This is a genomic window from Pseudomonas sp., assembly GCF_030147005.1.
Lineage (GTDB): Bacteria > Pseudomonadota > Gammaproteobacteria > Pseudomonadales > Pseudomonadaceae > Aquipseudomonas.
The window spans coordinates 1-24,174 of sequence record NZ_JASLAW010000177.1; the positions used below are offsets into that span (position 1 = coordinate 1).

Below are 24,174 nucleotides of genomic sequence, written 5' to 3' on the forward strand. Positions count from 1 at the left end.
GTTTGAGATCATACAAGGTGCAAAAGGCCCACAGGCCGAGAAAATACGGCCTGTTTAAAAGCTCACCCAATTATTCCCAGGTAAAACACAGCCCGAAATGTGGGAGAGGGCTGTGTTATCAGATGCTGGCGCCCGTCGCCAGGCCGGTGCCGGCGTGCACGCGATCAGCCAGCAACCGCGCCAGTTCGATCAACTGCGCAATGCCAGGCAATTCCTCTCGTTTCGAGCCCTCCAGGTCAAAAGCCAGGTCGCAGCTGAGTGCATTGGCCAAGGCGAGGGTTTCGCTGAGGTTGACCCAGGTCTTCGGTGCTGATGCCATTGCGACGCCCGGCCGCTGCGTTTGCAGCGGTGTACGGAGACTAGGGAGTCGGCTTCCTGGGGGCAACCGCAATAACCTATCGGAAATTTCCTCGGCGGTACCTGGCTATACACAAATCCAACTGTGGGAGCGGGCTTGCTCGCGAAAGCGGTGGGTCAGCGCGCATATCCATTGATTGACCCACCGCCTTCGCGAGCAAGCCCGCTCCCACATTGGAATCGGTTTACACCCTGTGAGCTCGGTCGCTTGTAAGGTTGTCCACGCCCGGAACCAAAGTTGGAAGGCTTCTTGCAATACCGCCTGCAAGTCGCCTCTTGGCGTCAAAAGTTTGCTTGAAGTTTCGAGGAGTACCGGTGGTAGATCGCTCTCAAATGCTCAGCACGGCCCGTGGCACCCTGACTGACCTGTCGCGGGGCAATCTGGGTGTGCCGTTGTTGCTGCTGGTGATGCTGGCAATGATGATGTTGCCGATGCCGCCGTTCCTTTTGGACGTGTTCTTCACCTTCAACATCGCCCTGTCGGTGGTGGTGCTGCTGGTGTGCGTGTACGCCCTGCGGCCGCTGGATTTCGCGGTGTTCCCAACCATCCTGCTGGTGGCGACCCTGCTGCGCCTGGCGTTGAACGTGGCGTCCACCCGCGTGGTGATGCTTCACGGCCAGGACGGCCACGCCGCCGCCGGTAAGGTGATCCAGGCTTTCGGCGAAGTGGTGATCGGCGGTAACTACGTAGTCGGTATCGTAGTGTTCGCGATCCTGATGATCATCAACTTCGTGGTGGTGACCAAGGGCGCCGGGCGGATCTCCGAGGTGAGCGCGCGGTTTACCCTCGACGCCATGCCCGGTAAGCAGATGGCCATTGACGCCGACCTCAACGCCGGCCTTATCGACCAGAACCAGGCCAAATCGCGTCGCCTGGAAGTGGCCCAGGAAGCCGAGTTCTATGGCTCCATGGACGGCGCCAGCAAATTTGTGCGCGGTGACGCCATCGCGGGCCTGTTGATCCTGTTTATCAACCTCATCGGCGGCATCGCCGTGGGTATCTTCCAGCACGGCATGACTTTCGGCGATGCGGGCAAGGTATATGCCTTGCTGACCATCGGTGACGGTTTAGTGGCGCAATTGCCATCACTGTTGTTATCCACAGCCGCCGCGATCATGGTGACCCGTGCGTCGGGCTCCGAAGACATGGGCAAGCAGATCAGCCGCCAGATGTTCGCCTCTCCCAAGGCGCTGGCCGTGGCTGCGGGCATCATGGCGATCATGGGCATCGTGCCGGGCATGCCTCACGTCTCGTTTCTGAGCATGGCGGCCATGGCGGGCGGCGGTGCCTACCTGTTCTGGAAAAAGCAGAATGCGGTCAAGGTCCAGGCCTTGCAAGAGGTCGCGCGCCAGCAGGAACTGCTGCCATCGCCGGCCCGTGCCCAGGAAACCAAGGAGCTGGGCTGGGACGACGTGACCCCCATCGACATGATCGGCCTGGAAGTCGGCTACCGCCTGATTCCGCTGGTAGACCGCAACCAGGGTGGGCAATTGCTGGCGCGGATCAAGGGCGTGCGCAAGAAGCTGTCCCAGGACCTGGGCTTCTTGATGCCCACCGTGCATATCCGTGACAACCTCGACCTGGCGCCCAGCGCCTACCGCCTGACCTTGATGGGCGTGATCCTGGCCGAAGCCGAGATCTACCCGGACCGCGAACTGGCGATCAACCCCGGCCAGGTATTCGGTACGCTGAACGGCATCACCGCCAAAGATCCGGCTTTTGGCCTGGAAGCGGTGTGGATCGAAGTCAGCCAGCGCAGCCAGGCGCAGTCCCTCGGTTATACCGTGGTCGACGCCAGTACCGTGGTCGCAACCCACCTCAACCAGATTCTCTACAAGCACTCCCACGAGCTGATCGGCCACGAGGAAGTCCAGCAATTGATGGGTTTGCTGGCCAAAGCCTCGCCGAAGCTGGCCGAAGAGCTGGTGCCGGGCGTGCTGTCGTTGTCGCAGTTGCTCAAGGTGCTGCAAGCCTTGCTCGCCGAACAAGTGCCGGTACGGGATATTCGCAGCATTGCCGAGGCCATCGCCAACAACGCCGCCAAGAGTCAAGATACCGCCGCGCTGGTGGCCGCGGTGCGCGTCGGTTTGTCCCGCGCAATCGTGCAAAGCATTGTAGGCGTTGAGTCTGAGCTGCCTGTTATCACCTTGGAGCCAAGGTTGGAACAAATATTGCTCAATAGTATTCAGAAGGCAGGGCAAGGCCAGGAAGAAGGTGTTTTGCTGGAGCCGAGCATGGCTGAAAAGCTGCAGCGTTCGTTGATCGAAGCCGCGCAGCGCCAGGAAATGCAGGGCCAGCCGGTGATTCTGCTGGTGGCCGGCCCGGTCCGCGCGATGTTGTCGCGCTTTGGACGCCTGGCAGTACCGAATTTGCACGTGTTGGCTTACCAGGAAATTCCTGACAATAAGCAAGTGACTATCGTCGCGACAGTAGGGCCCAACGGCTGAGGGTAGTGGGTTATGCAAGTGAAGCGTTTTTTCGCCGCCGATATGCGTCAGGCCATGAAGTTGGTCCGCGATGAGCTGGGCGCCGATGCCGCGATTATCGGTAACCGTCGTATTGCCGGCGGTGTCGAGCTGACGGCTGCCCTGGATTACACGCCTCAGGCCCTGGCTCCGCGTGTGCCGAACATGGAGCTTGAAGACGAGCTGCGCAAGACTGCTTCGCGCATCGTCTCGGCCCAGGCCGAACTGAGCATGCGCGGCGACAGCGATGCCACCACCAACCGCCAATTGTTCGCCGGCCTGCCCCTGACCGCCGCCGAGCCGCTGGTGGAGCCTACTTTTATCGAACCGCCACGCCCCGCAGCGCCAGCCCCGGCCGCCGCAGTCGACCAGCGCGCGCTCGATTCGATGCGTTTTGAACTCAATGGCCTGCGCGAGCTGCTCGAAGTGCAGCTGGGTTCGCTGGCCTGGACTCAACTGCAAGGCAGCAAGCCGCAACAAGCCAACCTGTGGCGTCGCCTGCAACGCATCGGCTTGTCCGGCCCGTTGTCCCGTGACCTGCTGGCGCTCACCGCCGAAGTCGAAGAGCCGCGCCAGGCCTGGCGCATGCTGCTGGCGCACCTGGCGCGGATGATCGCCACCCCGGAAATCGAACCCCTGGAAGAAGGCGGCGTGATCGCCATGGTCGGCCCCGCCGGCATGGGCAAGACCACCACGCTGGCCAAGCTGGCCGCGCGTTATGTGCTCAAGTACGGCGCTTCGAATATCGCACTGGTGAGCATGGACAGCTACCGCATCGGCGCCCAGGAACAACTCAGGACGTTGGGCCGCATCCTCAATGTGCCGGTGACCCACGTCGACCCGGGCCAGTCCCTGGCCAACGCCCTCGACCCGCTGCTGCGCAAGCGCGTGGTGTTGATCGATACCGCCGGCCTGCAAGCCAGCGACCCGGCCCTGCGCATGCAGCTCGAGAGCTTGGCCGGGCGAGGCATCAAGTCAAAAAATTATCTGGTGCTTGCAACCACCAGCCAGAAACAAGTTCTTACCGCTGCCTACCACAGCTATAAACGCTGCGGTCTGGCCGGTTGCATCCTGACCAAGCTGGATGAAACCGCCAGCCTGGGCGAAGTGCTGAGCCTGGCAATCAGTCATGAATTACCGGTCGCCTACCTGACCGACGGGCCGCGGATCCCGGATGATTTGCATCTGCCGCGCCGTCATCAGTTGGTCAGCCGTGCTGTCAGTGTGCAAATGCAAGACGAGCCTAGCGAGGAAGCGATGGCCGATATGTTCGCCGACCTTTATCACCACCCGGCAAAACGGGTGGGATAGGGCAGGATGAACACCGTGAAATGTACCTACATCGATGGCCTGCAAGCGATACACGCGGCCAAGCCATGTAGCCTGCGTCTAAGCAAGACAAGGTAAAGAAATAAAATGGGCAGCATGCATCCCGTACAGGTGATCGCGGTGACCGGCGGCAAAGGTGGCGTCGGAAAAACTAATGTGTCAGTGAATTTGTCCCTGGCCCTGGCAGAGCTTGGCCGCCGCGTCATGCTGCTGGATGCTGACCTGGGCCTGGCGAACGTGGACGTTCTGCTGGGGCTGACACCCAAACACACGCTTGCCGATGTGATCGAAGGCCGCTGTGAGCTGCGCGATGTGCTGCTCCAGGGCCCCGGTGGTATCCGCATCGTGCCGGCCGCCTCGGGCACCCAGAGCATGGTGCACCTGAGCCCGGCGCAGCATGCCGGCCTGATCCAGGCCTTCAGCGATATCGGCGACAACCTCGACGTACTGGTGATCGACACCGCCGCCGGGATCGGCGAGTCGGTGGTCAGCTTTGTTCGCGCCGCCCAGGAAGTGCTGCTGGTGGTCTGCGACGAACCCACCTCGATCACCGACGCCTACGCCCTGATCAAACTGCTTAACCGTGACTACGGCATGAACCGCTTCCGCGTCCTGGCCAACATGGCCCAGAGCCCGCAGGAAGGGCGCAACCTGTTCGCCAAGTTGACCAAGGTCACGGATCGCTTCCTCGATGTCGCCTTACAATACGTCGGCGCAGTTCCCTATGACGAGTGTGTGCGCAAGGCCGTGCAAAAGCAGCGTGCGGTCTACGAAGCGTTCCCTCGTTCCAAGTGCGCACTGGCGTTCAAGGCCATTGCCCAGAAGGTCGATACCTGGCCGCTGCCTGCCAACCCTCGGGGGCATCTGGAGTTTTTCGTCGAGCGACTGGTGCATCAGACGAGCGCGGGACCTGTGCTATGACATCAAGCGGCTACAACCTTTACAAAAAGTCGGCACGCGACAGCCAGGGCGAATTGATCGAGCGCTATGCGCCGCTGGTCAAGCGCATTGCCTATCACCTGTTGGCGCGCCTGCCTGCCAGTGTGCAGGTTGAAGACCTGATCCAGGCCGGCATGATCGGCCTGCTCGAAGTGTCGACCAAATACGACGCGAGCAAGGGCGCCAGTTTCGAAACGTATGCGGGTATTCGTATCCGTGGCGCGATGCTTGATGAGGTGCGTAAAGGTGACTGGGCGCCACGTTCGGTACACCGCAATACGCGAATGGTCAGTGACGCAATTCGTGCAATTGAAGCTAAAACCGGTCGTGACGCTAAAGATCACGAAGTTGCGGCCGAACTCCAATTGAGTCTCGACGATTACTACGGGATTTTGAACGATACCTTGGGCAGCCGATTGTTCAGTTTCGACGACCTGTTGCAGGACGGCGAACATGAAGGGCTGCACGAGGACGGCGCGAGTGCGCATATGGAACCGTCGCGCGATCTGGAAGATGAGCGTTTCCAGGGGGCGTTGGCGGACGCCATTGCCAACTTGCCGGAGCGCGAGCGCCTGGTGTTGGCGCTGTACTACGACGAGGAGCTGAACCTCAAGGAAATCGGTGAGGTCCTGGGGGTCAGCGAATCGCGTGTCAGCCAATTGCATAGCCAGTGCGCGGCCCGCTTGCGGGGGCGGTTGGGAGAGTGGCGCGCGCGCTGACAGGCAGTGTGGGGACACTGCAGACGCTACCGCGAGGGCTTCGGCCTTCGCGGGCTCGTTCCGTGGTGCCCTGGGCAATCCTTTTTGTGTAACGCCTGTTGATTGAAGTGGCGTGTCCAGGTGCTGGGCGCGTTTAAGACTGCTTGGAGGTCGAATTGGACAAGAACATGAAAATCCTCATCGTTGATGACTTCTCAACGATGCGGCGGATCATAAAAAACCTGTTGCGTGACCTTGGGTTCACCAACACGGTCGAGGCGGATGACGGGATAACCGCGATTCCGATCCTCAACAGCGGGAGCATCGACTTTCTGGTGACCGACTGGAACATGCCAGGCATGACCGGTATTGATTTGCTGCGCCATGTGCGCGCCGATGACAAACTGCGCACCCTGCCTGTGTTGATGGTGACTGCCGAAGCCAAGCGTGAACAGATCATCGAAGCCGCCCAAGCCGGGGTCAACGGCTACGTGGTCAAGCCATTCACTGCACTGGCCTTGAAAGAGAAGATTGAAAAAATCTTCGAACGCATCGGTCATTGATGCTGCCACGGGGGAGCTATGGAGCATAACGAAACGTCACAGGGCGACTTTGAGTCGACCCTGAAAAAACATGCTCACCGGTTGGTCGACAGCCTGGAAAAAGGCCAGTTCGCCGATGCGGTGCAGTTGATCCATGAGCTTAACCAGACCCGTGATCGCGGCCTGTACCAGGAAGTGGGCAAGCTCACACGCGAGCTGCACAGTGCGATCGTCAATTTCCAGATTGACCCGCGCATGCCCCAGGCCGAAGAAATTTCGCAAATCACCGACGCCACCGAGCGCCTGTCCTATGTGGTCAGGCTGACCGAGGCGGCCGCCAACCGCACCATGGACCTGGTGGAAAACGCCACGCCTCTGGTCAACGGCATGGCCACTGAAGCCCAGGCCTTGAGCGTTGACTGGGGCCGTTTCATGCGCCGTGAAGTCGGGGCTGAAGAGTTTCGTGAATTGGCGCGTCGGGTCGAAGGGTTCTTGTCACGCAGCGAGCAGGAAAACCGCACGGTTTCCAGCAACCTCAACGACATTCTGCTCGCCCAGGATTACCAGGACCTCACCGGCCAGGTGATCAAGCGTGTGACCCAATTGGTCACCGAAGTGGAAAGCAACTTGCTCAAATTGGTGTTGATGGCAGGCCAGGTAGACCGCTTTGCCGGCATCGAACATGACCGCGAAGCGATCCTCTCGGAAAAAGATCCACAAAAACATCTCGCCAAGGGTGAAGGTCCGCAGATTCATGCCGATAAACGTGAAGACGTTATGTCAGGTCAGGATGACGTAGATGACCTGTTATCCAGTTTAGGCTTCTAAGGAGCACACCCATGAGCTTCGGCGCCGATGAAGAAATCCTTCAGGATTTCCTTGTAGAGGCCGGCGAAATTTTAGAGCAACTGTCCGAACAACTGGTCGAGCTGGAAAGCCGTCCGGATGATGCGAACCTGCTCAATGCAATTTTTCGCGGTTTTCACACTGTAAAAGGGGGCGCCGGCTTCCTCCAGCTCCATGAGCTGGTGGAGTGCTGTCACATCGCCGAGAACGTGTTCGACATCCTGCGCAAGGGTGAACGTCAGGTTGACTCGGAACTGATGGACGTAATTCTCGAAGCACTGGATGCGGTCAACGGCATGTTCAGCGAAGTGCGCGAACGTGCTCCGATCACTGCCGCCACCCCGGAACTGCTCGCCGCCCTGGCTCGCCTGGCCGAACCGGCTGCGCAAGCGCCGGCTGTGCAAGCCGAACCGGAACCTGTGGTGCAGGCCGAAGCCGATGTGACCGACAGCGAGTTCGAACAGCTGCTCGATTCGCTCAATGCGGTCAAGGCTGAAGCTGAGGCACCGGCTGCGGCTGCACCGGTTGCCACGCCGACCAGCGAAGACATTACCGACGCGGAATTCGAATCCTTGCTGGACCAGCTGCATGGCAAAGGCCAGTTCGCGGCCGGCACCACGGCACCGGCCGCTGCGCCGCAAGCGCCGGCAGCCAGCGCCAATGCCAACGCCAATGCCAACGCCAGCACCGATATCACCGACGACGAATTCGAGGCGTTGCTCGATCAACTGCATGGCAAAGGCACGTTTGTTGCTCAAGCCTTGCCGGAAGTTGCGGCCGCTGCAGCCGCGCCCGCCGCCCCCGCCGGGAAGGCCGAACCGGCCGCTGACGGGCTGATCTCCGACCACGAATTCGAAGCGTTGCTGGACGAGCTGCACGGCAAAGGCAAATTCACCGAAGTGGCCCCGGCCGCCGCCGTTGCTGCGGCCGCACCGGTTGCCGCCAAAGCTGCGGCGCCGGTCGCCAAGCCTGCGCCTGCACCGGCTGCCGCGCCAGCCCCGGCGCGTGCCGCCGCGCCGGTTGCCGAAAAACCTGCCAGTGAAGCCGAAACCACCGTGCGCGTGGACACCGCGCGCCTGGACGACATCATGAACATGGTCGGCGAACTGGTGCTGGTGCGTAACCGCCTGGTGCGCCTGGGCCTGAACAGTGGCGACGAAGCCATGCAGAAGGCCGTGTCGAACCTTGACGTGGTCACCGCCGACCTGCAAACCGCGGTGATGAAAACGCGCATGCAGCCGATCAAGAAAGTCTTCGGCCGTTTCCCGCGCCTGGTGCGCGACCTGGCGCGCCAGCTCAAGAAAGAAATCAATCTTGAGCTGGTGGGTGAAGAAACCGACCTCGACAAAAACCTCGTCGAGGCCCTGGCCGACCCGCTGGTCCACTTGGTGCGCAACGCCGTCGACCACGGCATCGAAACCCCGGAAGAACGCGAAGCCTCGGGCAAGACCCGTGGCGGCAAGGTGATTCTGGCAGCGGAGCAAGAGGGCGACCATATCCTGCTGTCGATCACCGATGACGGCAAAGGCATGGACCCGGCCATTTTGCGCAATATCGCGGTCAAGCGCGGCGTGATGGACAAGGACGCCGCCGACCGCCTGACTGACACCGAATGCTACAACCTGATCTTTGCCCCCGGCTTCTCGACCAAGACCGAGATTTCCGACGTGTCCGGCCGTGGCGTCGGCATGGACGTGGTGAAGACCAAGATCAGCCAGCTTAACGGCTCGATCAATATCTACTCGACCAAAGGCCAGGGCTCGAAGATCGTCATCAAGGTGCCGTTGACTCTGGCGATCATGCCGACCCTGATGGTGATGCTGGGCAACCAGGCTTTCGCCTTCCCGCTGGTCAACGTCAACGAGATATTCCACCTCGACCTGTCGCGCACCAATGTGGTGGACGGCCAGGAAGTGGTGATCGTGCGCGACAAGGCATTGCCATTGTTCTACCTCAAGCGCTGGCTGGTGGCTTCGGCCAAGCATGAAGAGCAGCGCGAAGGGCATGTGGTGATTCTGTCGGTGGGCACCCAGCGCATCGGCTTTGTGGTCGATCAACTGGTCGGCCAGGAAGAAGTGGTCATCAAGCCTTTGGGCAAAATGCTGCAGGGAACCCCGGGCATGTCGGGTGCGACCATCACCGGTGACGGTCGGATCGCGCTGATTCTCGATGTTCCGAGCATGCTCAAGCGTTACGCCGCACGGCGTATTTGATTCTGGCGGGGCAGGGCGGTAGTGCCTGCCCCGTCTAACGGAGTGTTTATGGCAGTCAAGGTCTTGGTGGTGGATGATTCGGGTTTCTTCCGCCGCCGCGTCTCGGAGATTCTTTCCGCCGATCCAACGATCCAGGTAGTCGGCACGGCCACCAACGGCAAAGAGGCGATCGATCAAGCCATTGCGTTGAAGCCGGACGTGATCACCATGGACTACGAGATGCCGATGATGGATGGCATCACCGCCGTGCGTCATATCATGCAGCGTTGCCCGACACCGGTGCTGATGTTCTCCTCGCTCACCCACGAAGGCGCCCGGGTCACCCTGGACGCCCTGGATGCCGGCGCGGTGGACTTCCTGCCGAAGAATTTCGAAGACATCTCGCGCAACCCCGAGAAGGTCAAACAGATGCTGTGCGAGAAGGTGCACAGCATTTCGCGCAGTAACCGCCGCAGCCTGTTCAGCGCGCCTGCGCCGACAACGACGCCCACGCCCACGCCCGCACCCGCGGCCGCGCCAACGTCGTCGTTCAGCCGCACCGCGCCCGCACCGGCAGCCCGGCCCGCGCCAGCAGCGCCCACCCGCACAGCGGCGCCGAGCACCCATTCGCCCGCGCCCAAGCGCAAGGCCTACAAGCTGGTGGCTATCGGTACGTCCACCGGCGGGCCGGTGGCCTTGCAGCGTGTATTGACCCAACTGCCGGCCAACTTCCCGGCGCCGATCGTGCTGGTGCAACACATGCCCGCCGCCTTCACCAAGGCCTTCGCCGAGCGCCTGGACAAGCTGTGCCGCATCAGCGTCAAGGAAGCCGAGGATGGCGACATCCTGCGCCCTGGCCTGGCGCTGCTGGCCCCCGGTGGCAAGCAAATGATGGTGGACGGCCGTGGCGCGATCAAAATCCTGCCGGGCGATGAGCGCCTGAACTACAAGCCGTGCGTGGATATCACCTTCGGTTCGGCGGCCAAGTCCTACGGCGACAAAGTTCTGGCGGTGGTGCTCACCGGCATGGGCGCCGACGGCCGTGAAGGCGCGCGCCTGCTCAAGCAGGGCGGCAGCGCCATCTGGGCCCAGGACGAAGCCAGTTGCGTGATTTATGGCATGCCGATGGCGATCGTCAAGGCCGACCTGGCCGATGCGGTCTATAGCCTGGACGACATCGGCAAGCATCTGGTGGAGGCCTGTCTCTGATGGATGTCTTGAGCCTGATCGGCATCACCCTGGCGTTTGTCGCCATCATCGGCGGCAACTACCTGGAAGGCGGCCACCTAGGCGCCTTGGCCAACGGCCCGGCGGCGCTGATCGTGATCGGTGGCACCGTGGGCGCGGCGTTGTTGCAGTCGCCGCTGAATTCGTTCAAGCGCGCCATGCAGATTCTGGTCTGGATCATTTTCCCGCCACGGGTCGACATGCCGGGCGGCATCGACCGCGTGGTCAACTGGAGCCTCACCGCACGCAAGGAAGGCTTGCTGGGCCTGGAAGGCGTGGCCGATGCCGAGCCCGACAGCTACGCCCGCAAGGGCTTGCAGCTGCTGGTGGACGGCGCCGAGCCGGAAGCGATCCGCAGCATCCTCGAGGTGGATTTCTACACCCAGGAAAGCCGCGACATCAATGCGGCCAAAGTCTTTGAAAGCATGGGCGGCTACGCGCCGACCATCGGCATCATCGGCGCGGTGATGGGCCTGATCCACGTAATGGGCAACCTGGCCGACCCTTCGCAACTGGGCAGCGGCATTGCCGTGGCGTTTGTCGCCACCATCTATGGCGTAGCGAGCGCCAACCTGGTGTTGTTGCCGGTGGCGAGCAAGCTCAAGTCGATTGCCATGCGCCAGTCCCGTTACCGCGAAATGCTGCTCGAAGGCATCCTGTCGATCGCCGAGGGCGAGAACCCGCGCTCCATCGAATTGAAGCTCCAGGGCTTCTCGGACTGATGCACATGAACATCGACCTGTGGCTGTGGCGAGCGAGCTTGCTCGCGCCGGGCTGTGCAGCCGCCCCAATCCAGGCAATGCGTTCTTTCAGACAGCTCGCGGCGTCTGGGTTTGGGGCCGCTGCGCGCCCCAGCGCGAGCAAGCTCGCTCGCCACAACCACAGTGAAGCGGTCATTCACGGTGAAGCGGTCACTCACAGTGAAGCGGTCACTCACAGTGAGGCGGCCACTCACGGTGAAGCGGCCACTCACGGTGAAGCGGTCACTCACAGTGAAGCGGCCACTCACATTGAAGCGGCCACTCACAGTGAAGCGGTCACTCACGGTGAAGCGGTCACTCACAGTGAAGCGGTCACTCACGGTGAAGCGGTCACTCACGGTGAAGCGGTCACTCACAGTGAGGCGGCCACTCACGGTGAAGCGGCCACTCACAGTGAAGCGGTCACTGTTGGTCAGAGAGGTTGTTACCTGTGAGCCGTCGCCGTCGCGAGCCCGAGGAACACGTCAACCATGAGCGCTGGCTGGTGTCCTACGCGGATTTCATCACCTTGCTGTTCGCGTTTTTCGTGGTGATGTACTCGATCTCGTCGGTCAACGAAGGCAAGTACAAGATCATTTCCCAGGCATTGGTGGGGGTGTTCAACGATTCGGAGCGCGCGCTCAAGCCGATTCCCATCGGCGACGAGCGGCCCAAGACCGTGACCCCGGCCAAGCCGCTGGTCAGCGACAGCGATGAAACCGCCGCCGGTATCGGCGGTACCAGCGACCCGCTCAAAAGCATCGCCGACGATATCAGCGCCGCCTTTGGCGACCTGATCAGTTCCAACCAGATGACCGTGCGCGGCAATGAGCTGTGGGTGGAGATCGAGTTGAATTCCAGCCTGTTGTTCGCCAGCGCCGATGCGTTGCCTAGCGACCAGGCCTTCACCATCATCGACAAGGTGGCGGCGATCCTCAAACCGTTTGAAAACCCGATCCACGTCGAGGGCTTTACCGACAATTTGCCGATCGCCACCGTGCAGTACCCGACCAACTGGGAACTGTCTTCGGCCCGCGCGGCGAGCATCGTGCGCATGCTGGCGATGCAGGGTGTGAACCCCCAGCGCCTAGCTTCGGTGGGCTACGGTGAATTCCAGCCGGTGGCCAATAACGCCACGGTTGAAGGCCGTGCGCGCAACCGGCGGGTGGTGCTGGTGGTGTCACGTAACCTGGATGTACGCCGCAGCCTGACCGGCACCGGCACAGCGAATGCAACACCGGACGCGGCATTAAGGCGCGCTGGCACACAAACTGCACCGGCCCTTGCAAAGCCGTCGGTGCGGGCAAGCTCCGTCAATTCTCCGTCACCGGCTTTATAACCCATGCAATGTCTCGGTCGCGCCTGTGCCCACCGGGAGGAATCAACCGAATGAGAGTCTGGGCAGTTGCCAATCAAAAGGGTGGAGTCGGCAAGACCACCACGTCCATCGCTTTAGCCGGCTTGCTGGCCGAGGCAGGCAAGCGCGTGGTCGTGGTCGACCTGGACCCCCACGGCTCCATGACCAGCTATTTCGGCTACGACCCGGATGCGCTGGAACACAGTTGCTACGACCTGTTCCTGCACAAGGGCAGCGTGCCGAGCGACCTGCCTGGGCAACTGTTGCTGCCCACCAGCAATGACAGTATTTCGCTGCTGCCGTCCAGCACCGCCCTGGCCACCCTCGAGCGCCAGTCGCCGGGCCAGAGCGGCCTGGGCCTGGTGATCGCCAAGACCCTGGCGCAACTGTGGCAGGACTTCGACTACGCGATCATCGACAGCCCGCCCTTGCTCGGCGTGCTGATGGTCAATGCCTTGGCGGCCAGCCAGCAGTTGGTGATCCCGGTACAGACTGAGCACCTGGCCGTCAAAGGCCTGGAGCGCATGGTCAGCACCCTGGCGATGATCAACCGTTCGCGCAAACAGGCGCTGCCGTTCAGCATTGTGCCGACCTTGTTCGACCGCCGTACCCAGGCGTCCCTCGGCACCCTGCGCGTACTGCGCGATGCCTACCCGGAAACCATCTGGAACGGCTATATCCCGGTGGACACGCGCCTGCGTGACGCCAGCCGCGCGGGGCTTACGCCGTCGCAATTCGACGGCAAGAGCCGGGGCGTGCTGGCGTACCGGGCGTTACTCAAGCACCTGCTGTCTCAGCAGCTTGTGGCGCAGGTGGCGTGATGAATCGTCCTCTTCAATTCAAGACGCGGCCGCAACTGGCGCTGGAATCCTACCTGGATGCCTTGCTGCAGGATGCGACGGCCGAAGAACTGCCGGAACCGATCGTGGTGCCGGAGCCGGCCGTCGAGCCCGACGCTGCGCTGGATGAGTTCCAACTGGCGGTGCTTGAGGAACAGGCCCGCGATGCACACGTCGAGGCGCCGCCCGTGGTGGTGCCGATCACGCCTGAAGTCGAGGCGCCGCTGGTGGTGGTGCCGGTCACGCCTGAAGTCGTGGCGCCGGTGGTGGTGGAGCCGATCGTGCAGGTGCACCTGCCGCCTAGCATCACGCCGCCGCCGGTGACCGGCGACGGTCGCCCGTCGTGGGCCGCCGAGCCGTTCGAGTGCCTGCTGTTCGACGTCGCCGGGTTGACCCTGGCGGTGCCGCTGGTGTGCCTGGGCTCGATCTATTCCCTGGAAGGCCAGGAGCTGACGCCGCTGTTCGGGCAGCCGGAGTGGTTCCTCGGCATCCTGCCCAGCCAGGCCGGCAATCTCAAGGTGCTGGACACCGCGCGCTGGGTGATGCCTGACCGTTACCGCGACGACTTCCGCCAGGGCCTGCAGTACGTAATTTCCGTGCAGGGCTACGAGTGGGGGTTGGCGGTGCATCAGGTCAGCCGCTCGTTGCGCCTGGACCCGAACGAAATCAAATGGCGCAGCCATCGTGGCCAACGGCCGTGGTTGGCGGGCACCGTGATTGAACACATGTGCGCGTTGCTCGACGTCGCCGAACTGGCCGAGTTGATCGCCAGTGGCGCCGTCAAAACGATGCCGCAGAACCTACGCAGTTGATTAAACAATAAAGGTCGCGCGGTTGCGCGGCCCGAATAGCACACACGCCGTCGATAGCGGCATTTGAGGGGTCAGAAGCATGAATAAGTCAGCGTCCGCACAAGGTTTGGATGATCCGATCCTGCAATGGGTGACCTTCAAACTGGACAACGAGTCCTACGGCATTAACGTGATGCGCGTGCAGGAAGTGCTGCGCTACACCGAGATCGCCCCGGTCCCGGGTGCACCGAGCTACGTGCTGGGCATCATCAACCTGCGCGGCAACGTGGTGACGGTGATCGACACCCGTCAGCGCTTCGGCCTGGCGCCGACCGATGTCAACGACAACACGCGCATCGTGATCATCGAAGCCGACAAGCAAGTGGTCGGGATCATGGTCGACAGCGTGGCCGAAGTGGTTTACCTGCGCCAGTCGGAAGTGGAAACCGCGCCGAACGTGGGCAACGAAGAATCCGCCAAGTTTATCCAGGGCGTGTGCAACAAGAACAACGAGCTGTTGATTCTGGTTGAGCTGGACAAAATGATGAGCGAAGAAGAGTGGTCGGAACTGGAGAGCATCTGATTGTTCCTTGAGGCGGCGGTAATTGTCCTGGCCCTGTTGTGGGCCGGGACTTTGGCGTTTGTGCTGCGCTACGTGCGCCAGCAGCGCGAGTTGGCCATGCAACAGGCCGAGCGTGACGCGGTGCGCGACCGGCGCATTCTGGAGCTGGTCAAGCGCGTTGATCACTTCCAGCAGAGCGCCGTGCGGGTCGGGGATGAAGTGCATGAACTGCGCGCGATTCTTGGGCCATTGCCGGACAAGTTGGTGCAGCTGGAGCAGCGTGACCCTGCGAACTTGTCATTCGCCCAGGCCGCCAAGCTGGTGGGCATGGGCGCGACGGTGGATGAGCTGACGCAGTCGTGTGGGCTGACCCAGGCTGAGGCGCAGTTGATGAGTAAGTTGCACAAGAGCTAAAGCGTTTGCCCCGGATCAGGAATGTGGAGCCGCTTCAGGTTTTTGTGGCGGCTTTATTTTGGACTCGGGCGCTGACGGCATGCCGAGTCAATTTAATTTCCTACCCGGACAGACTTTTTTCCCCTCTGCAAAGGTCACATCCTGCAAGCACCTTTGACCCAGGAGATTCCGTCATGCCCACCCCCAAAGCCCTGTTGATCCTTCACGGCAAACAAGCCCTCAACGAGGACGTGCGTGCGGCCGTGCTGGCTCGACGTGAGCAGGGTTGGGAGCTGGCGGTGCGGGTGACCTGGGAGGGCGGCGATGCCCAGCGCCTGGTCACTCAAGCCCTGGCCGACGGTTACACCCACATCATTGCCGGCGGTGGCGACGGCACCTTGCGCGATGTGGCCGAAGCCATGGCTCAAGCCAAAACCGACGCCAGCCTGGTGTTGATGCCCCTGGGCACCGCCAATGATTTTGCCAAGGCCGCCGGCGTGCCGTTGGAGCCGGCCGGCGCCCTGGGGTTGCTGGACGTTGAGCCAAGGGCAATCGACCTCGGACAGGTCGGCGGGCAGATCTTCCTGAACATGGCCACTGGCGGTTTCGGCAGCCAGGTCACCGCCAACACCTCCGAAGACCTGAAGAAAATCCTCGGTGGCGCCGCTTACCTGTTCACCGGTTTGTCGCGCTTCAGTGAATTGAAGGCCGCCTACGGTGAGCTGGAAGGCCCGGATTTCCATTGGAAAGGTGAGCTGCTCGCGCTGGGTATCGGCAACGGGCGCCAGGCCGGCGGCGGGCACGTGCTGTGCCCCGGTGCGCTGGCCGATGACGGGTTGCTGGACATCAGCATCCTGCCGGCCCCCCAGGAAGTGGTCGGCACCCTGCGCGAATTGATGAGCAACGGCTGGGGCCTGGACACCATGTTCGTCCGCGCCCGCCTGCCGTGGGTCAATATCAAGGGCGCGCAAGGCTTGTACATCAACCTCGATGGCGAGCCGCTGGAAGGCGACGATCTGCATTTCGAGGCCTTGCCCAAGGCCCTGCGGGTGCATCTGCCGCTGGGCTCGCCCCTAGTCGTCCAGGCTGATGATCTGCTCGCGCACAGCGAATAACACCAGGCCCGCCACGTCGAAAATCTGCAGACGCTTCATGATCTGCGAACGATGCGCTTCCACGGTCTTGATGCTCAAGCCCAGGCCGTGAGCGATTTCCCGCGTGGATTTGCCGCGCACGATCAAACGCAGGATCTCCAACTGGCGCGCCGTAAGGTTGTGGCTATGGCGCACCGGCAAGGCCGCGCCGTGGCTGCGGATCAGCGCCTGGTTGATCACCGTGTGGGCGATGGCTGGGCTCAGGTAGCGCTCGCCGTTGCGCAAGGCGCGCAGGGCATGTTCCAACTCGCTGGCGGTCATGTCCTTGAGCAGGTAGCCGTGGGCGCCCGACTCGAGCGCGCGCATGATCAGGTCGGGGTCGGTGTGCATCGACAGGATCAGCACTTTGCTCGTGGGGTAGGCAACCTTGAGCTGCTGCAAGGCATCCAGGCCGCCGGTGTGTTTCATCGACAGGTCCAGCAGCACGATATCCGGCTGCAGGGCTCGAAATTGTTCGAGCAATTGCGCGCCATCGTTGGCTTCGCCGACCACGTTGTAGTCGGGGATATCCTGGATCAACGCACGTACGCCGGCGCGGATCAGCGCGTGGTCATCCACCAGGAGTAGGGTGCAGGTCACTGGACAACCTTAGGCGCGCTGGCCCGTTCGAAGGCGCGGGGCGCCCAAGGCAACAGCGCCTCGATCCGCGTGCCTTTGCCTGGCTGGCTGCCGACGGACAAGGTGCCCCCCAGTTGGTCAACCCGCTCGGCCATGCCGGCCATGCCGCATTGGCCTTGCAGGCCTGGGTCGATGGCGGGCGAAAAGCCCAGGCCGTCATCGCAGATCATCAGCGACAGCCCTTCGGGCAGGCGTTGCAGGCGCACCAGCAGGTTGTGCGCCTGGGCGTGACGGAGCATGTTGGTCACCGCTTCCTGGGTGATACGAAAAGCCGCCACGGCCATTTCTTCAGGAATACCGTTCAAGCGTTGCTGACATTCCAGGCTCCAGCGCACCTGGGTGTTTTCCAGGGTCTTGAGCAGGTGCGCGCGCAAGCTCGCTTCCAGGCCCAGGCTGGCCAACTGGCGCGGGTTGAGAATGGCGGACACGTCGCGCACTTTGGCCAGGGTTTCGTCGAGGGTATTGCACAGCGTCGTGCAGGAGGCTTGCAGCTCGGGCGGCAGGCGACGCTGCAGCCATTCGCTTTGCAGCTTGGCGGCGGTGAGCAGTTGGCCGATGTCGTCGTGCAGCTCGCGGCTGAGGCGATGGCGCTCGTTTTCCTGAACCTGCAACAGGCGGTCGGCCAATTCCTGGGGCTGAAACTTGATGGCTGTGCGCGACCGCCATTGGTGCAGGCCCACCATCGCCAGCGCGGTCAGGTTGAGCAGCAGGATCAGTAGCGACCAGGATGAAGCATGCACAGACGCCCATACGCTCACACACAACGAACACAGGCACAGCGCGAGGACGATACGGCACGCGTTGCTGCGCGACACAGACCTTGAGAAAAGTCGTTTGAGGTTGGCGTACATAGCGGATGGAGCCACTGAGGGTTCGCTGCGCGCAGACCGGCTGGCCGGGCTCTGTTTGGAATACGCTGCCGAATCGTTTTTAAACATGATGAAGTTGAGTCACTTCGCGGGGGAGGCATAGTACCACCCCTGTTACCGTTGGTCGCCTGATTGGTTATGGCCCATGCAAATACGCCGGGTGTTAATCCCAGCGTTAAAAAGGGCAGTTGTATTATTAAAGTTGTTTTGTATCGTATTTGCGTTGATGGCTAATTGATATTTGTTCTTGCTTCGCCATCATCGGTCGTTTTTGGATATGTCAGCGATTAAATACGACATACATAAAGCTCACGCCCCGTGATGCAAGCGCTGCTGCGGTTTATGACTGAAATTCTTTTGCGGAATCTGCAAGGTCACCGTCGCGATCAACGAGGTTTGCTCACTCTCGTCCAGGGTCAGTTCACCGGTGCGCGTGTCGATCAGCTCCACTTGCCAGGCCAGCAGCGTCAGGCAGTCATGTAACGCATCCAACGCCTGGTCGTGCAGTTGCATGGGGCTCTGGGCGTTTGCAATGAGCTCCTGAAGGCGCCGCGAGAAATCGCTGATCGCTTGCAGCGCCAGGTTGTCGGCCTTTTCGGCGAGTTTGGAGAGGCTGATTTTCATGCAGTCGATGGCATCGCTGTCGTTGCGGATCAGATGCAGATGGCTCAAGCACTCCTGCGATTTGATCAGCAGCATTTCGGCTTCCATCAGAAATTCGGGAAGTGCCGTTTGCCATTCTTTCGCGCTGTTCATCATGCATGTCTCCGCAACTTAAGCTCGGGTGATGAAATGTCGCACCGGGTGAATGGCTTAAAGCTAGCGCTGAAATATGATTGAGGCTTGTAGGCTGATTCCGATAAACCTGTAGGAAGTTTATTGAAATGGCCGCGAAAGTCGTGTGTAGCCCCAGTGGAGCGGGGTGACACGACTTTAGTTGCCGATACGTGAGTGCCTAAAAGGCCGGTGGGCCAAGGGCGTGGGATGGCAAACAAAAGCCTGACTCCATTCATGCAATGAGAATGGCGTCACATTAATGGCTATTAGATATCGCGAATATCAGGTTGGGCCTGATTGCGCATAGGGGAATCCCCTATGTAAGGGAACCGTATGCGGATTTGAGTGTCCGGTGGGCGGTCACACAGCCCTGTGAGAGGGTCGATGCAGTAAAGCATGATGTCAGTGTGACATCAATGCCTTTACGTGGCATTTTACCGGGGTCAAGGTCTGGCGCTTGCCGCCGATAACTTGCCTATATGAACTGCGCACCTTCTCAGCGCCAACCAACGTGCACACCAGGAGCTTTCAATGGCCGGCATTCTCGACACCGTAGATCAACGCACGCAATTGGTGGGTGAGAATCGCCTGGAGATCCTCATGTTCCGCCTGTTCGGGCGGCAGCTGTTCGCGATCAACGTGTTCAAAGTGCAGGAAGTGCTGCAGTTGCCCAAGTTGACCCTGATGCCCCAGCGCCATCCCTTTGTATGCGGCGTGGTCAACCTGCGTGGCCAGACCCTGCCGGTGATTGATCTGTCCCAGGCCATCGGCATGCGTCCGCTGGTGCCAGGGCCCAACAGCACCATCATCGTCACCGAGTACAACCGCTCGGTGCAGGCGTTTCTGGTGGGCGGTGTCGACCGTATCGTCAACATGAATTGGGAAGCCATCCTGCCGCCGCCGGCCAGCGCCGGGCGCCAGCACTATCTCACCGCCATCAGCAAGGTCGATGACCAGTTGGTGGAAATCATCGATGTAGAAAAAGTCCTCGCTGAAATCGTGCCGTATAACGCCAAGGTCTCCCGTGAAAAACTCGAAGACCCGGTGTTGGAACGCGCCCGTGGCCGCGAGGTGCTGCTGGTGGACGACTCCAACGTGGCGCTCTCGCAGTTGCGTGACACCCTGGGCCAGTTGGGCGTGAAGATGCACATTGCCAGCGACGGCCTCAAGGCCTTGAACATGCTCAAGGCATGGGCCGACACCGGTCAGGTGATGACCGACAAGCTGCTGATGATCTTCACCGACGCCGAAATGCCCGAGATGGACGGCTACCGCCTCACCACCGAAATTCGCAACGACCCGCGTCTGCGGGGGCTCTACGTGGTGCTGCACACTTCGCTGTCGGGCAGCTTCAATGAGTCGATGGTGAAGAAGGTCGGCTGCGACAATTTCCTCTCCAAATTCCAGCCGGACAAGCTGGTGGATGTGGTTCGCCAGCGACTGATGTTGGACGAAGTGCCTGCCTGACTTTAGGATATGACACTTTGTTTCCTAGGAATGTCGTCCCATGCTCCGTCTCAGTGCGTTGTACCGTTACCCCTTAAAGTCTGGTAAGGCCGAGGCCCTGCAGCAGATTGGCCTCGACAAGCTCGGGCTGGCAGGGGATCGCCGCTGGATGCTGGTAGACGAAGCCAGCGGGCGATTCCTCACGCAACGCGCCGTGGCGAAGATGAGCCAATTGACTGCGTTGTGGAACAAGGCGGGCGGCCTGACCCTCAGCGCACCTGGCTACTCGACATTGGACGTGGCATTGCCCGGCGCCGACGCGCTGCGCGGTGTGACCATCTGGCACGACACCCTGCGCGTGCCGGACGCGGGCGATGCCGCGGCGGCCTGGGTCAGCGCCTTCATCGGCAAACCCACGCGCCTGGTGCATATGCCCACCGACCGCGCACGCTCCACCGCGCCCGGTTTTGGCCGGGATGACGATCAGGTGGGGTTTGCCGACGGTTATCCCTTGCTGCTGATCGGCCAGGCTTCCCTGGACGATCTGTGCGCGCATATCGGCCGGCCCATGCACATGCTGCGCTTTCGTCCCAACCTGGTGATCGAAGGCGGCGAGGCCTTCGCCGAGGATGGCTGGAAACGCGTGCGCATCGGCGACATGGAGTTTCGCGTGGTCAAGCCGTGTTCACGGTGCATTCTAACGACCATCGACCCGCAGACCGGCGAGCGCAGCCCGGACCGCGAACCTTTTGCGACCCTGCAGGCCTACCGCAGCACCGAGCGGGGCGCGATGTTCGGCCAGAACCTGGTCAACGACGGGGTTGGGCGGCTGGAAGTCGGGATGCCGTTGACCGTACTGGAATGAAAAATGCCCGTCTCGCAGGAGACGGGCATTTTTTTGGGTCGCGTGACGGTCAGCCGCGGTATTCGCACAGGTAAGCGGTGTCGACGGCGACCTTCAACTGGAACTTGCTGTTGGCCGGCACGTTGAACTGGCTGCCGGCGGCGAAGGTTTCCCACTCGGCGTCAGGCAGTTTCACGACCAGGGCGCCGGAAACCACGTGCATGATTTCACGCTGGTCGGTGCCGAATTCGTATTCACCCGGGGCCATCACGCCGATGGTAGCCGGGCCTTCCGCGGTGCCGAAAGCGATCGACTTGACGGTGCCGTCGAAGTATTCGTTGACTTTGAACATGGGTGAATCCTCGGAAAGAATAATGCTTACACTCACGGTGCAGACGCGGGCTGCTGTGGCGAGGGAACTTGCTCCCGTTGACTGCGCAGCAGTCCCCGGATTTTGGGGGCGCTTCGCACCCCAGCGCAAGCAAGCCTGCTCGCCACAGGATTTTCGTTTCTACAGGTGAGCGGCATTAAGGCAAAAAGGTTGACCAGTATGCCCAAGCCTTTCAGAGCTGCCTAGACCGGCAAAATCAGCGGCAGCAGGCGTGCGGTATTGCGCGCATCTTCCAGGGCCCGATGCTGCTGGCCCACAAAGTGCATCCCCGCCAACTGCAACGCGCCATTGAGCCCCAGGGGTTTGTCCAGGCGCCGGGCCTTGGCGAAACGCTGCTTGAGGTTGAGGTGGGGCGTCTGGCCAAGCGCGCTGGCCAGGCCATGGCGTTGCCATTCCAGCTCAAGTTGCGCGCGGTCGTAGTCGCCCCAACTGGCCCAGCCTTCCAGGCGTGGCTGATGCTGGCCCAGCCAGCGCTCGAACAGCGGCCACACTTCGGTAATGGGCGCTGCCGCGTCGATGTTGGCCTGGGTGATATGGGTCAATTTGCGGCAAAAGGGCGTCAACAATGGCCGCCGCAGCGGTCGCACGAAACGCTGGAAATGATCCAGCTCGCGGCCCTGGCGGTTGACCAGGCTCGCGCCGATTTCGATGACTTCCATCTCCGTCACGGGCCAGCCGCCGTCATCCGTTGTGGCTTCAAGGTCAATAATCAGCCAATGAGGCATGCGCAGGTTCCCGTACTGTTCCTGTCCTGATGGGGATAGAGCGTAGCCGGGCCTTGTAGTTCCGCCCAGGGGCTTATTCAATCTCCAGCAGAACCTGGCGATTGCGCACCTGACCGCCAGCCGCCACCTGCACGTGCTTGATTTGTCGAACTTGGGCCGGGCCTCTTCTGCCTGGACGAGCAGGTTGTGGCTGGCGCACATGCTGGAGCCTGTGCAGCGATCGGGTTGAAGGCTACGGCGACTGTCCTTTAAGTGAGCAGATCCGCGATGTGTTGCGGCACGGCGACGGGGATTTCCAGCAGTTGCTGGGCGAAGGCCTTGCCTTGAGGGTCGATGCGCGAGCTGGCGATGCCGCCGCCGCCCAGGGCGTTTTCCAGCAGAAAGTTAAGGCTGTGGCTGCCAGGCAGATACCAACGTTCGACACGGCCATACACCGGGTCCAGAACGTGGCTCATCCAGTCGACGATCACTTCGGGCGTGAGCACTTCGGCGATCCACGGCAGGTATTCGGGGGCGCGGGCGATCACGCCGATATTGCTGTGGTTGCCCTTGTCGCCGGAGCGCGCCACCGCAAGTTTCACCAGCGGCACACTGGCGTCGGCACGGCCTTGGGGTTTGGGCGGTTCGATGGGCGCGGCCGGGGTGAGCGGCGCCAATGCGGCGGGTAGCTCGACGGTGTGGTGTTCGCCTTGATAGGCCAGGGTCACGGCGCAGTCCGGCTTGTCGATCAGGAACGAAAACAGCCGGATCAGCGGAGAAACCCTGGGCCTGCCACCGACCATTTCGGTCAGCCCCGGCGCCATGCCGGTGGCGGCCTGGGCGATTTCGCGGGCGAACAGGGCCAGCGCCTGCCTGCTCGGATGGCACACCGTCCACTTGACCACCACCTCGCGACAATCTCGGCGTTGGGCGTGGCCGCCGTAGGTGGCTTCGCTGCCGAGCAGTTCGATATTCACGTCGGTGTAGGGTGCCCAGCCGCGTTGGCTGAACAGTTCCGACGTTTTGTTGATGATGGCCTGGCTGACCCGGTCGGCCTTGGCCACCGCATCGATGCCGGCAAGCAGGCAACTGGCGGTGCAGCGGAAACCATCAAGGTAAGTCGCACTGACCTTGTATTGATCGGTCGGTGGCAAACCTTTGGCACCGTGCAGGCGCACACAGTGTTTGCCTTGCTGCTGTACTTTGACCTGGCTGAAATCGCAGACCACGTCGGGCAGCCGGTAGGCGCGTGGGTCGCCGATCTCATACAGCAGTTGTTCGGCCACGCTCAGTTCGCTGATCAAGCCGCCGCTGGCTTCGACCTTGTTCACGGTGAACTGGCCGTCGGCGCTGACTTCGACGATGGGAAAACCGATGTGCTCATAGTCCGGCACGTCGCGCCAATCGGTGAAGTTGCCGCCGGTGCATTGCGCGCCGCATTCAATGATGTGCCCGGCCAGGGCGGCTTGGGCGAGGCGGTCATAGTCTTGCCACGACCAGCCGAACTCATGCACCAGCGCCGCGCTGGTCACTGCGCTGTCGACCACGCGCCCGGTAATCACAATATCGGCGCCGAGCTTCAGTGCCGCCACGATGCCCGGAGCGCCGAGGTAGGCATTGGCGGATACACACGCGGGCGGCAGCGGGGCGCCGGTGAACATGTCGGTGACGTCAGGCAGGTGTTTGAGGCGCGGTTGCAGGTCATCGCCGAGCAACACGGCGATCTTCAGGGCAACCCCGGCGGCGTCGCAGGCCGCTTGCAACGCCGCCGCGCAGGCCTGGGGGTTGATACCGCCAGCATTGCTGATTACACGGATACCCTGGCGCTGGATATCGGCCAGCAACGGCGTGAGCACCTCGACAAAATCCGGGGCGTAACCGGCGCTGGGGTTCTTCATGCGCGCACCGGCGAGGATCGACAGGGTGACTTCCGCCAAGTAATCGAACACCAGGTAATCCAGGGCGCCGCCGTGCACCAATTGGGCGGCGGCGGTGCAGGTGTCGCCCCAGAAGGCGCTGGCACAGCCGATACGAACCGTCTTGCTCATGAGAAATTCTTCCTCCAATGGCTGGTTGCGAGGCTACAAAGCAAG

The 24,174-nt window shown here is 61.6% G+C and carries 24 protein-coding genes and 1 pseudogene; 18 read left to right on the forward strand and 7 right to left on the reverse strand.

Annotated features, from left to right (window positions below; genetic code table 11):
* Positions 1-118: 118 nt before the first annotated feature.
* Positions 119-314 (reverse strand): annotated as a pseudogene (locus Q1V60_RS16620) (hypothetical protein).
* A gap of 376 nt (positions 315-690) precedes the next feature.
* On the opposite strand from Q1V60_RS16620, the gene flhA reads away from it, so the two are divergent.
* The 16 genes from flhA to yegS all read left to right on the forward strand — a co-directional run bounded on the left by flhA (position 691) and on the right by yegS (position 16,393).
* Complete coding sequence (gene flhA / locus Q1V60_RS16625; RefSeq protein ID WP_300632509.1) at positions 691-2,805, forward strand: flagellar biosynthesis protein FlhA; 2,115 nt, start codon at positions 691-693, stop codon at positions 2,803-2,805.
* Positions 2,806-2,817: 12 nt separating this feature from the next.
* Positions 2,818-4,134, forward strand: coding sequence for a flagellar biosynthesis protein FlhF (gene flhF / locus Q1V60_RS16630; protein ID WP_300632431.1), 1,317 nt, complete (start codon positions 2,818-2,820; stop codon positions 4,132-4,134).
* A gap of 105 nt (positions 4,135-4,239) precedes the next feature.
* On the forward strand, positions 4,240-5,073 hold the full coding sequence (gene fleN, locus Q1V60_RS16635) for a flagellar synthesis regulator FleN (protein WP_003192912.1): 834 nt from the start codon (positions 4,240-4,242) through the stop codon (positions 5,071-5,073).
* On the forward strand, positions 5,070-5,810 hold the full coding sequence (gene fliA / locus Q1V60_RS16640) for an RNA polymerase sigma factor FliA (protein WP_065884564.1): 741 nt from the start codon (positions 5,070-5,072) through the stop codon (positions 5,808-5,810). Before fleN ends, fliA begins: the two co-directional genes overlap by 4 nt.
* A gap of 167 nt (positions 5,811-5,977) precedes the next feature.
* Complete coding sequence (locus Q1V60_RS16645; protein ID WP_300632439.1) at positions 5,978-6,352, forward strand: chemotaxis response regulator CheY; 375 nt, start codon at positions 5,978-5,980, stop codon at positions 6,350-6,352.
* Positions 6,353-6,370: 18 nt separating this feature from the next.
* Entirely contained in the window at positions 6,371-7,159 is a 789-nt protein-coding gene (locus Q1V60_RS16650; RefSeq protein WP_300632442.1) for a protein phosphatase CheZ, read from the forward strand.
* Between the two features lie 11 nt (positions 7,160-7,170).
* Entirely contained in the window at positions 7,171-9,390 is a 2,220-nt protein-coding gene (locus Q1V60_RS16655; protein ID WP_300632445.1) for a chemotaxis protein CheA, read from the forward strand.
* A 48-nt stretch (positions 9,391-9,438) separates the two neighbouring features.
* Entirely contained in the window at positions 9,439-10,578 is a 1,140-nt protein-coding gene (locus tag Q1V60_RS16660) for a chemotaxis response regulator protein-glutamate methylesterase (RefSeq protein ID WP_300632448.1), read from the forward strand.
* Positions 10,578-11,318, forward strand: coding sequence for a flagellar motor protein (locus Q1V60_RS16665; RefSeq protein WP_300632450.1), 741 nt, complete (start codon positions 10,578-10,580; stop codon positions 11,316-11,318). Before Q1V60_RS16660 ends, Q1V60_RS16665 begins: the two co-directional genes overlap by 1 nt.
* Before the next feature lie 5 nt (positions 11,319-11,323).
* On the forward strand, positions 11,324-11,791 hold the full coding sequence (locus Q1V60_RS16670) for a hypothetical protein (protein ID WP_300632453.1): 468 nt from the start codon (positions 11,324-11,326) through the stop codon (positions 11,789-11,791).
* Positions 11,788-12,675 carry a flagellar motor protein MotD gene (gene motD, locus Q1V60_RS16675; protein ID WP_300632455.1) on the forward strand — a complete coding sequence of 296 codons (888 nt, stop codon included), beginning with the start codon at positions 11,788-11,790 and terminating at the stop codon, positions 12,673-12,675. The genes Q1V60_RS16670 and motD overlap by 4 nt, the downstream gene beginning before the upstream one ends.
* Positions 12,676-12,725: 50 nt before the next feature.
* The gene (locus Q1V60_RS16680; RefSeq protein ID WP_300632457.1) at positions 12,726-13,514 is read left to right on the forward strand and encodes a ParA family protein; all 789 of its coding nucleotides are present in this window, start codon (positions 12,726-12,728) and stop codon (positions 13,512-13,514) included.
* Positions 13,514-14,344: a CheW domain-containing protein gene (locus tag Q1V60_RS16685; protein WP_300632459.1), complete on the forward strand. Its 831-nt coding sequence runs from the start codon at positions 13,514-13,516 to the stop codon at positions 14,342-14,344. The genes Q1V60_RS16680 and Q1V60_RS16685 overlap by 1 nt, the downstream gene beginning before the upstream one ends.
* 79 nt (positions 14,345-14,423) lie before the next feature.
* The gene (locus Q1V60_RS16690; RefSeq protein ID WP_057721368.1) at positions 14,424-14,906 is read left to right on the forward strand and encodes a chemotaxis protein CheW; all 483 of its coding nucleotides are present in this window, start codon (positions 14,424-14,426) and stop codon (positions 14,904-14,906) included.
* Positions 14,907-15,299, forward strand: a complete 393-nt coding sequence (locus Q1V60_RS16695; protein WP_300632462.1) for a DUF2802 domain-containing protein — start codon at positions 14,907-14,909, stop codon at positions 15,297-15,299. It begins immediately after the preceding gene.
* Positions 15,300-15,472: 173 nt separating this feature from the next.
* Positions 15,473-16,393: a lipid kinase YegS gene (gene yegS, locus Q1V60_RS16700; protein ID WP_300632465.1), complete on the forward strand. Its 921-nt coding sequence runs from the start codon at positions 15,473-15,475 to the stop codon at positions 16,391-16,393.
* Here the strand turns inward: yegS and Q1V60_RS16705 are convergent.
* The 3 genes from Q1V60_RS16705 to Q1V60_RS16715 form a co-directional block, all read right to left on the reverse strand.
* Entirely contained in the window at positions 16,352-17,011 is a 660-nt protein-coding gene (locus Q1V60_RS16705; protein WP_300632467.1) for a response regulator transcription factor, read from the reverse strand. The two genes, yegS and Q1V60_RS16705, sit on opposite strands and share 42 nt — an antisense overlap.
* On the reverse strand, positions 17,008-17,901 hold the full coding sequence (locus Q1V60_RS16710) for a sensor histidine kinase (protein ID WP_300632511.1): 894 nt from the start codon (positions 17,899-17,901) through the stop codon (positions 17,008-17,010). Before Q1V60_RS16710 ends, Q1V60_RS16705 begins: the two co-directional genes overlap by 4 nt.
* Positions 17,902-18,228: 327 nt before the next feature.
* Entirely contained in the window at positions 18,229-18,678 is a 450-nt protein-coding gene (locus Q1V60_RS16715; RefSeq protein WP_300632469.1) for a hypothetical protein, read from the reverse strand.
* Between the two features lie 549 nt (positions 18,679-19,227).
* On the opposite strand from Q1V60_RS16715, the gene Q1V60_RS16720 reads away from it, so the two are divergent.
* Positions 19,228-20,163, forward strand: a complete 936-nt coding sequence (locus tag Q1V60_RS16720; RefSeq protein ID WP_300632471.1) for a chemotaxis protein CheV — start codon at positions 19,228-19,230, stop codon at positions 20,161-20,163.
* A 40-nt stretch (positions 20,164-20,203) separates the two neighbouring features.
* Complete coding sequence (locus Q1V60_RS16725) at positions 20,204-21,007, forward strand: MOSC domain-containing protein (RefSeq protein WP_300632472.1); 804 nt, start codon at positions 20,204-20,206, stop codon at positions 21,005-21,007.
* A gap of 49 nt (positions 21,008-21,056) precedes the next feature.
* Here Q1V60_RS16725 and Q1V60_RS16730 read toward each other — a convergent pair whose 3' ends face one another.
* From Q1V60_RS16730 to Q1V60_RS16740, 3 genes are all read right to left on the reverse strand, one after another.
* The gene (locus Q1V60_RS16730) at positions 21,057-21,338 is read right to left on the reverse strand and encodes a pyrimidine/purine nucleoside phosphorylase (RefSeq protein WP_181282746.1); all 282 of its coding nucleotides are present in this window, start codon (positions 21,336-21,338) and stop codon (positions 21,057-21,059) included.
* A 221-nt stretch (positions 21,339-21,559) separates the two neighbouring features.
* A complete protein-coding gene (locus Q1V60_RS16735) occupies positions 21,560-22,102 on the reverse strand; it encodes an exonuclease domain-containing protein (protein ID WP_300632475.1) in 543 nt (180 codons plus the stop codon).
* A 248-nt stretch (positions 22,103-22,350) separates the two neighbouring features.
* A complete protein-coding gene (locus Q1V60_RS16740) occupies positions 22,351-24,129 on the reverse strand; it encodes an acyclic terpene utilization AtuA family protein (RefSeq protein WP_300632478.1) in 1,779 nt (592 codons plus the stop codon).
* Between the last annotated feature and the right edge of the window lie 45 nt (positions 24,130-24,174).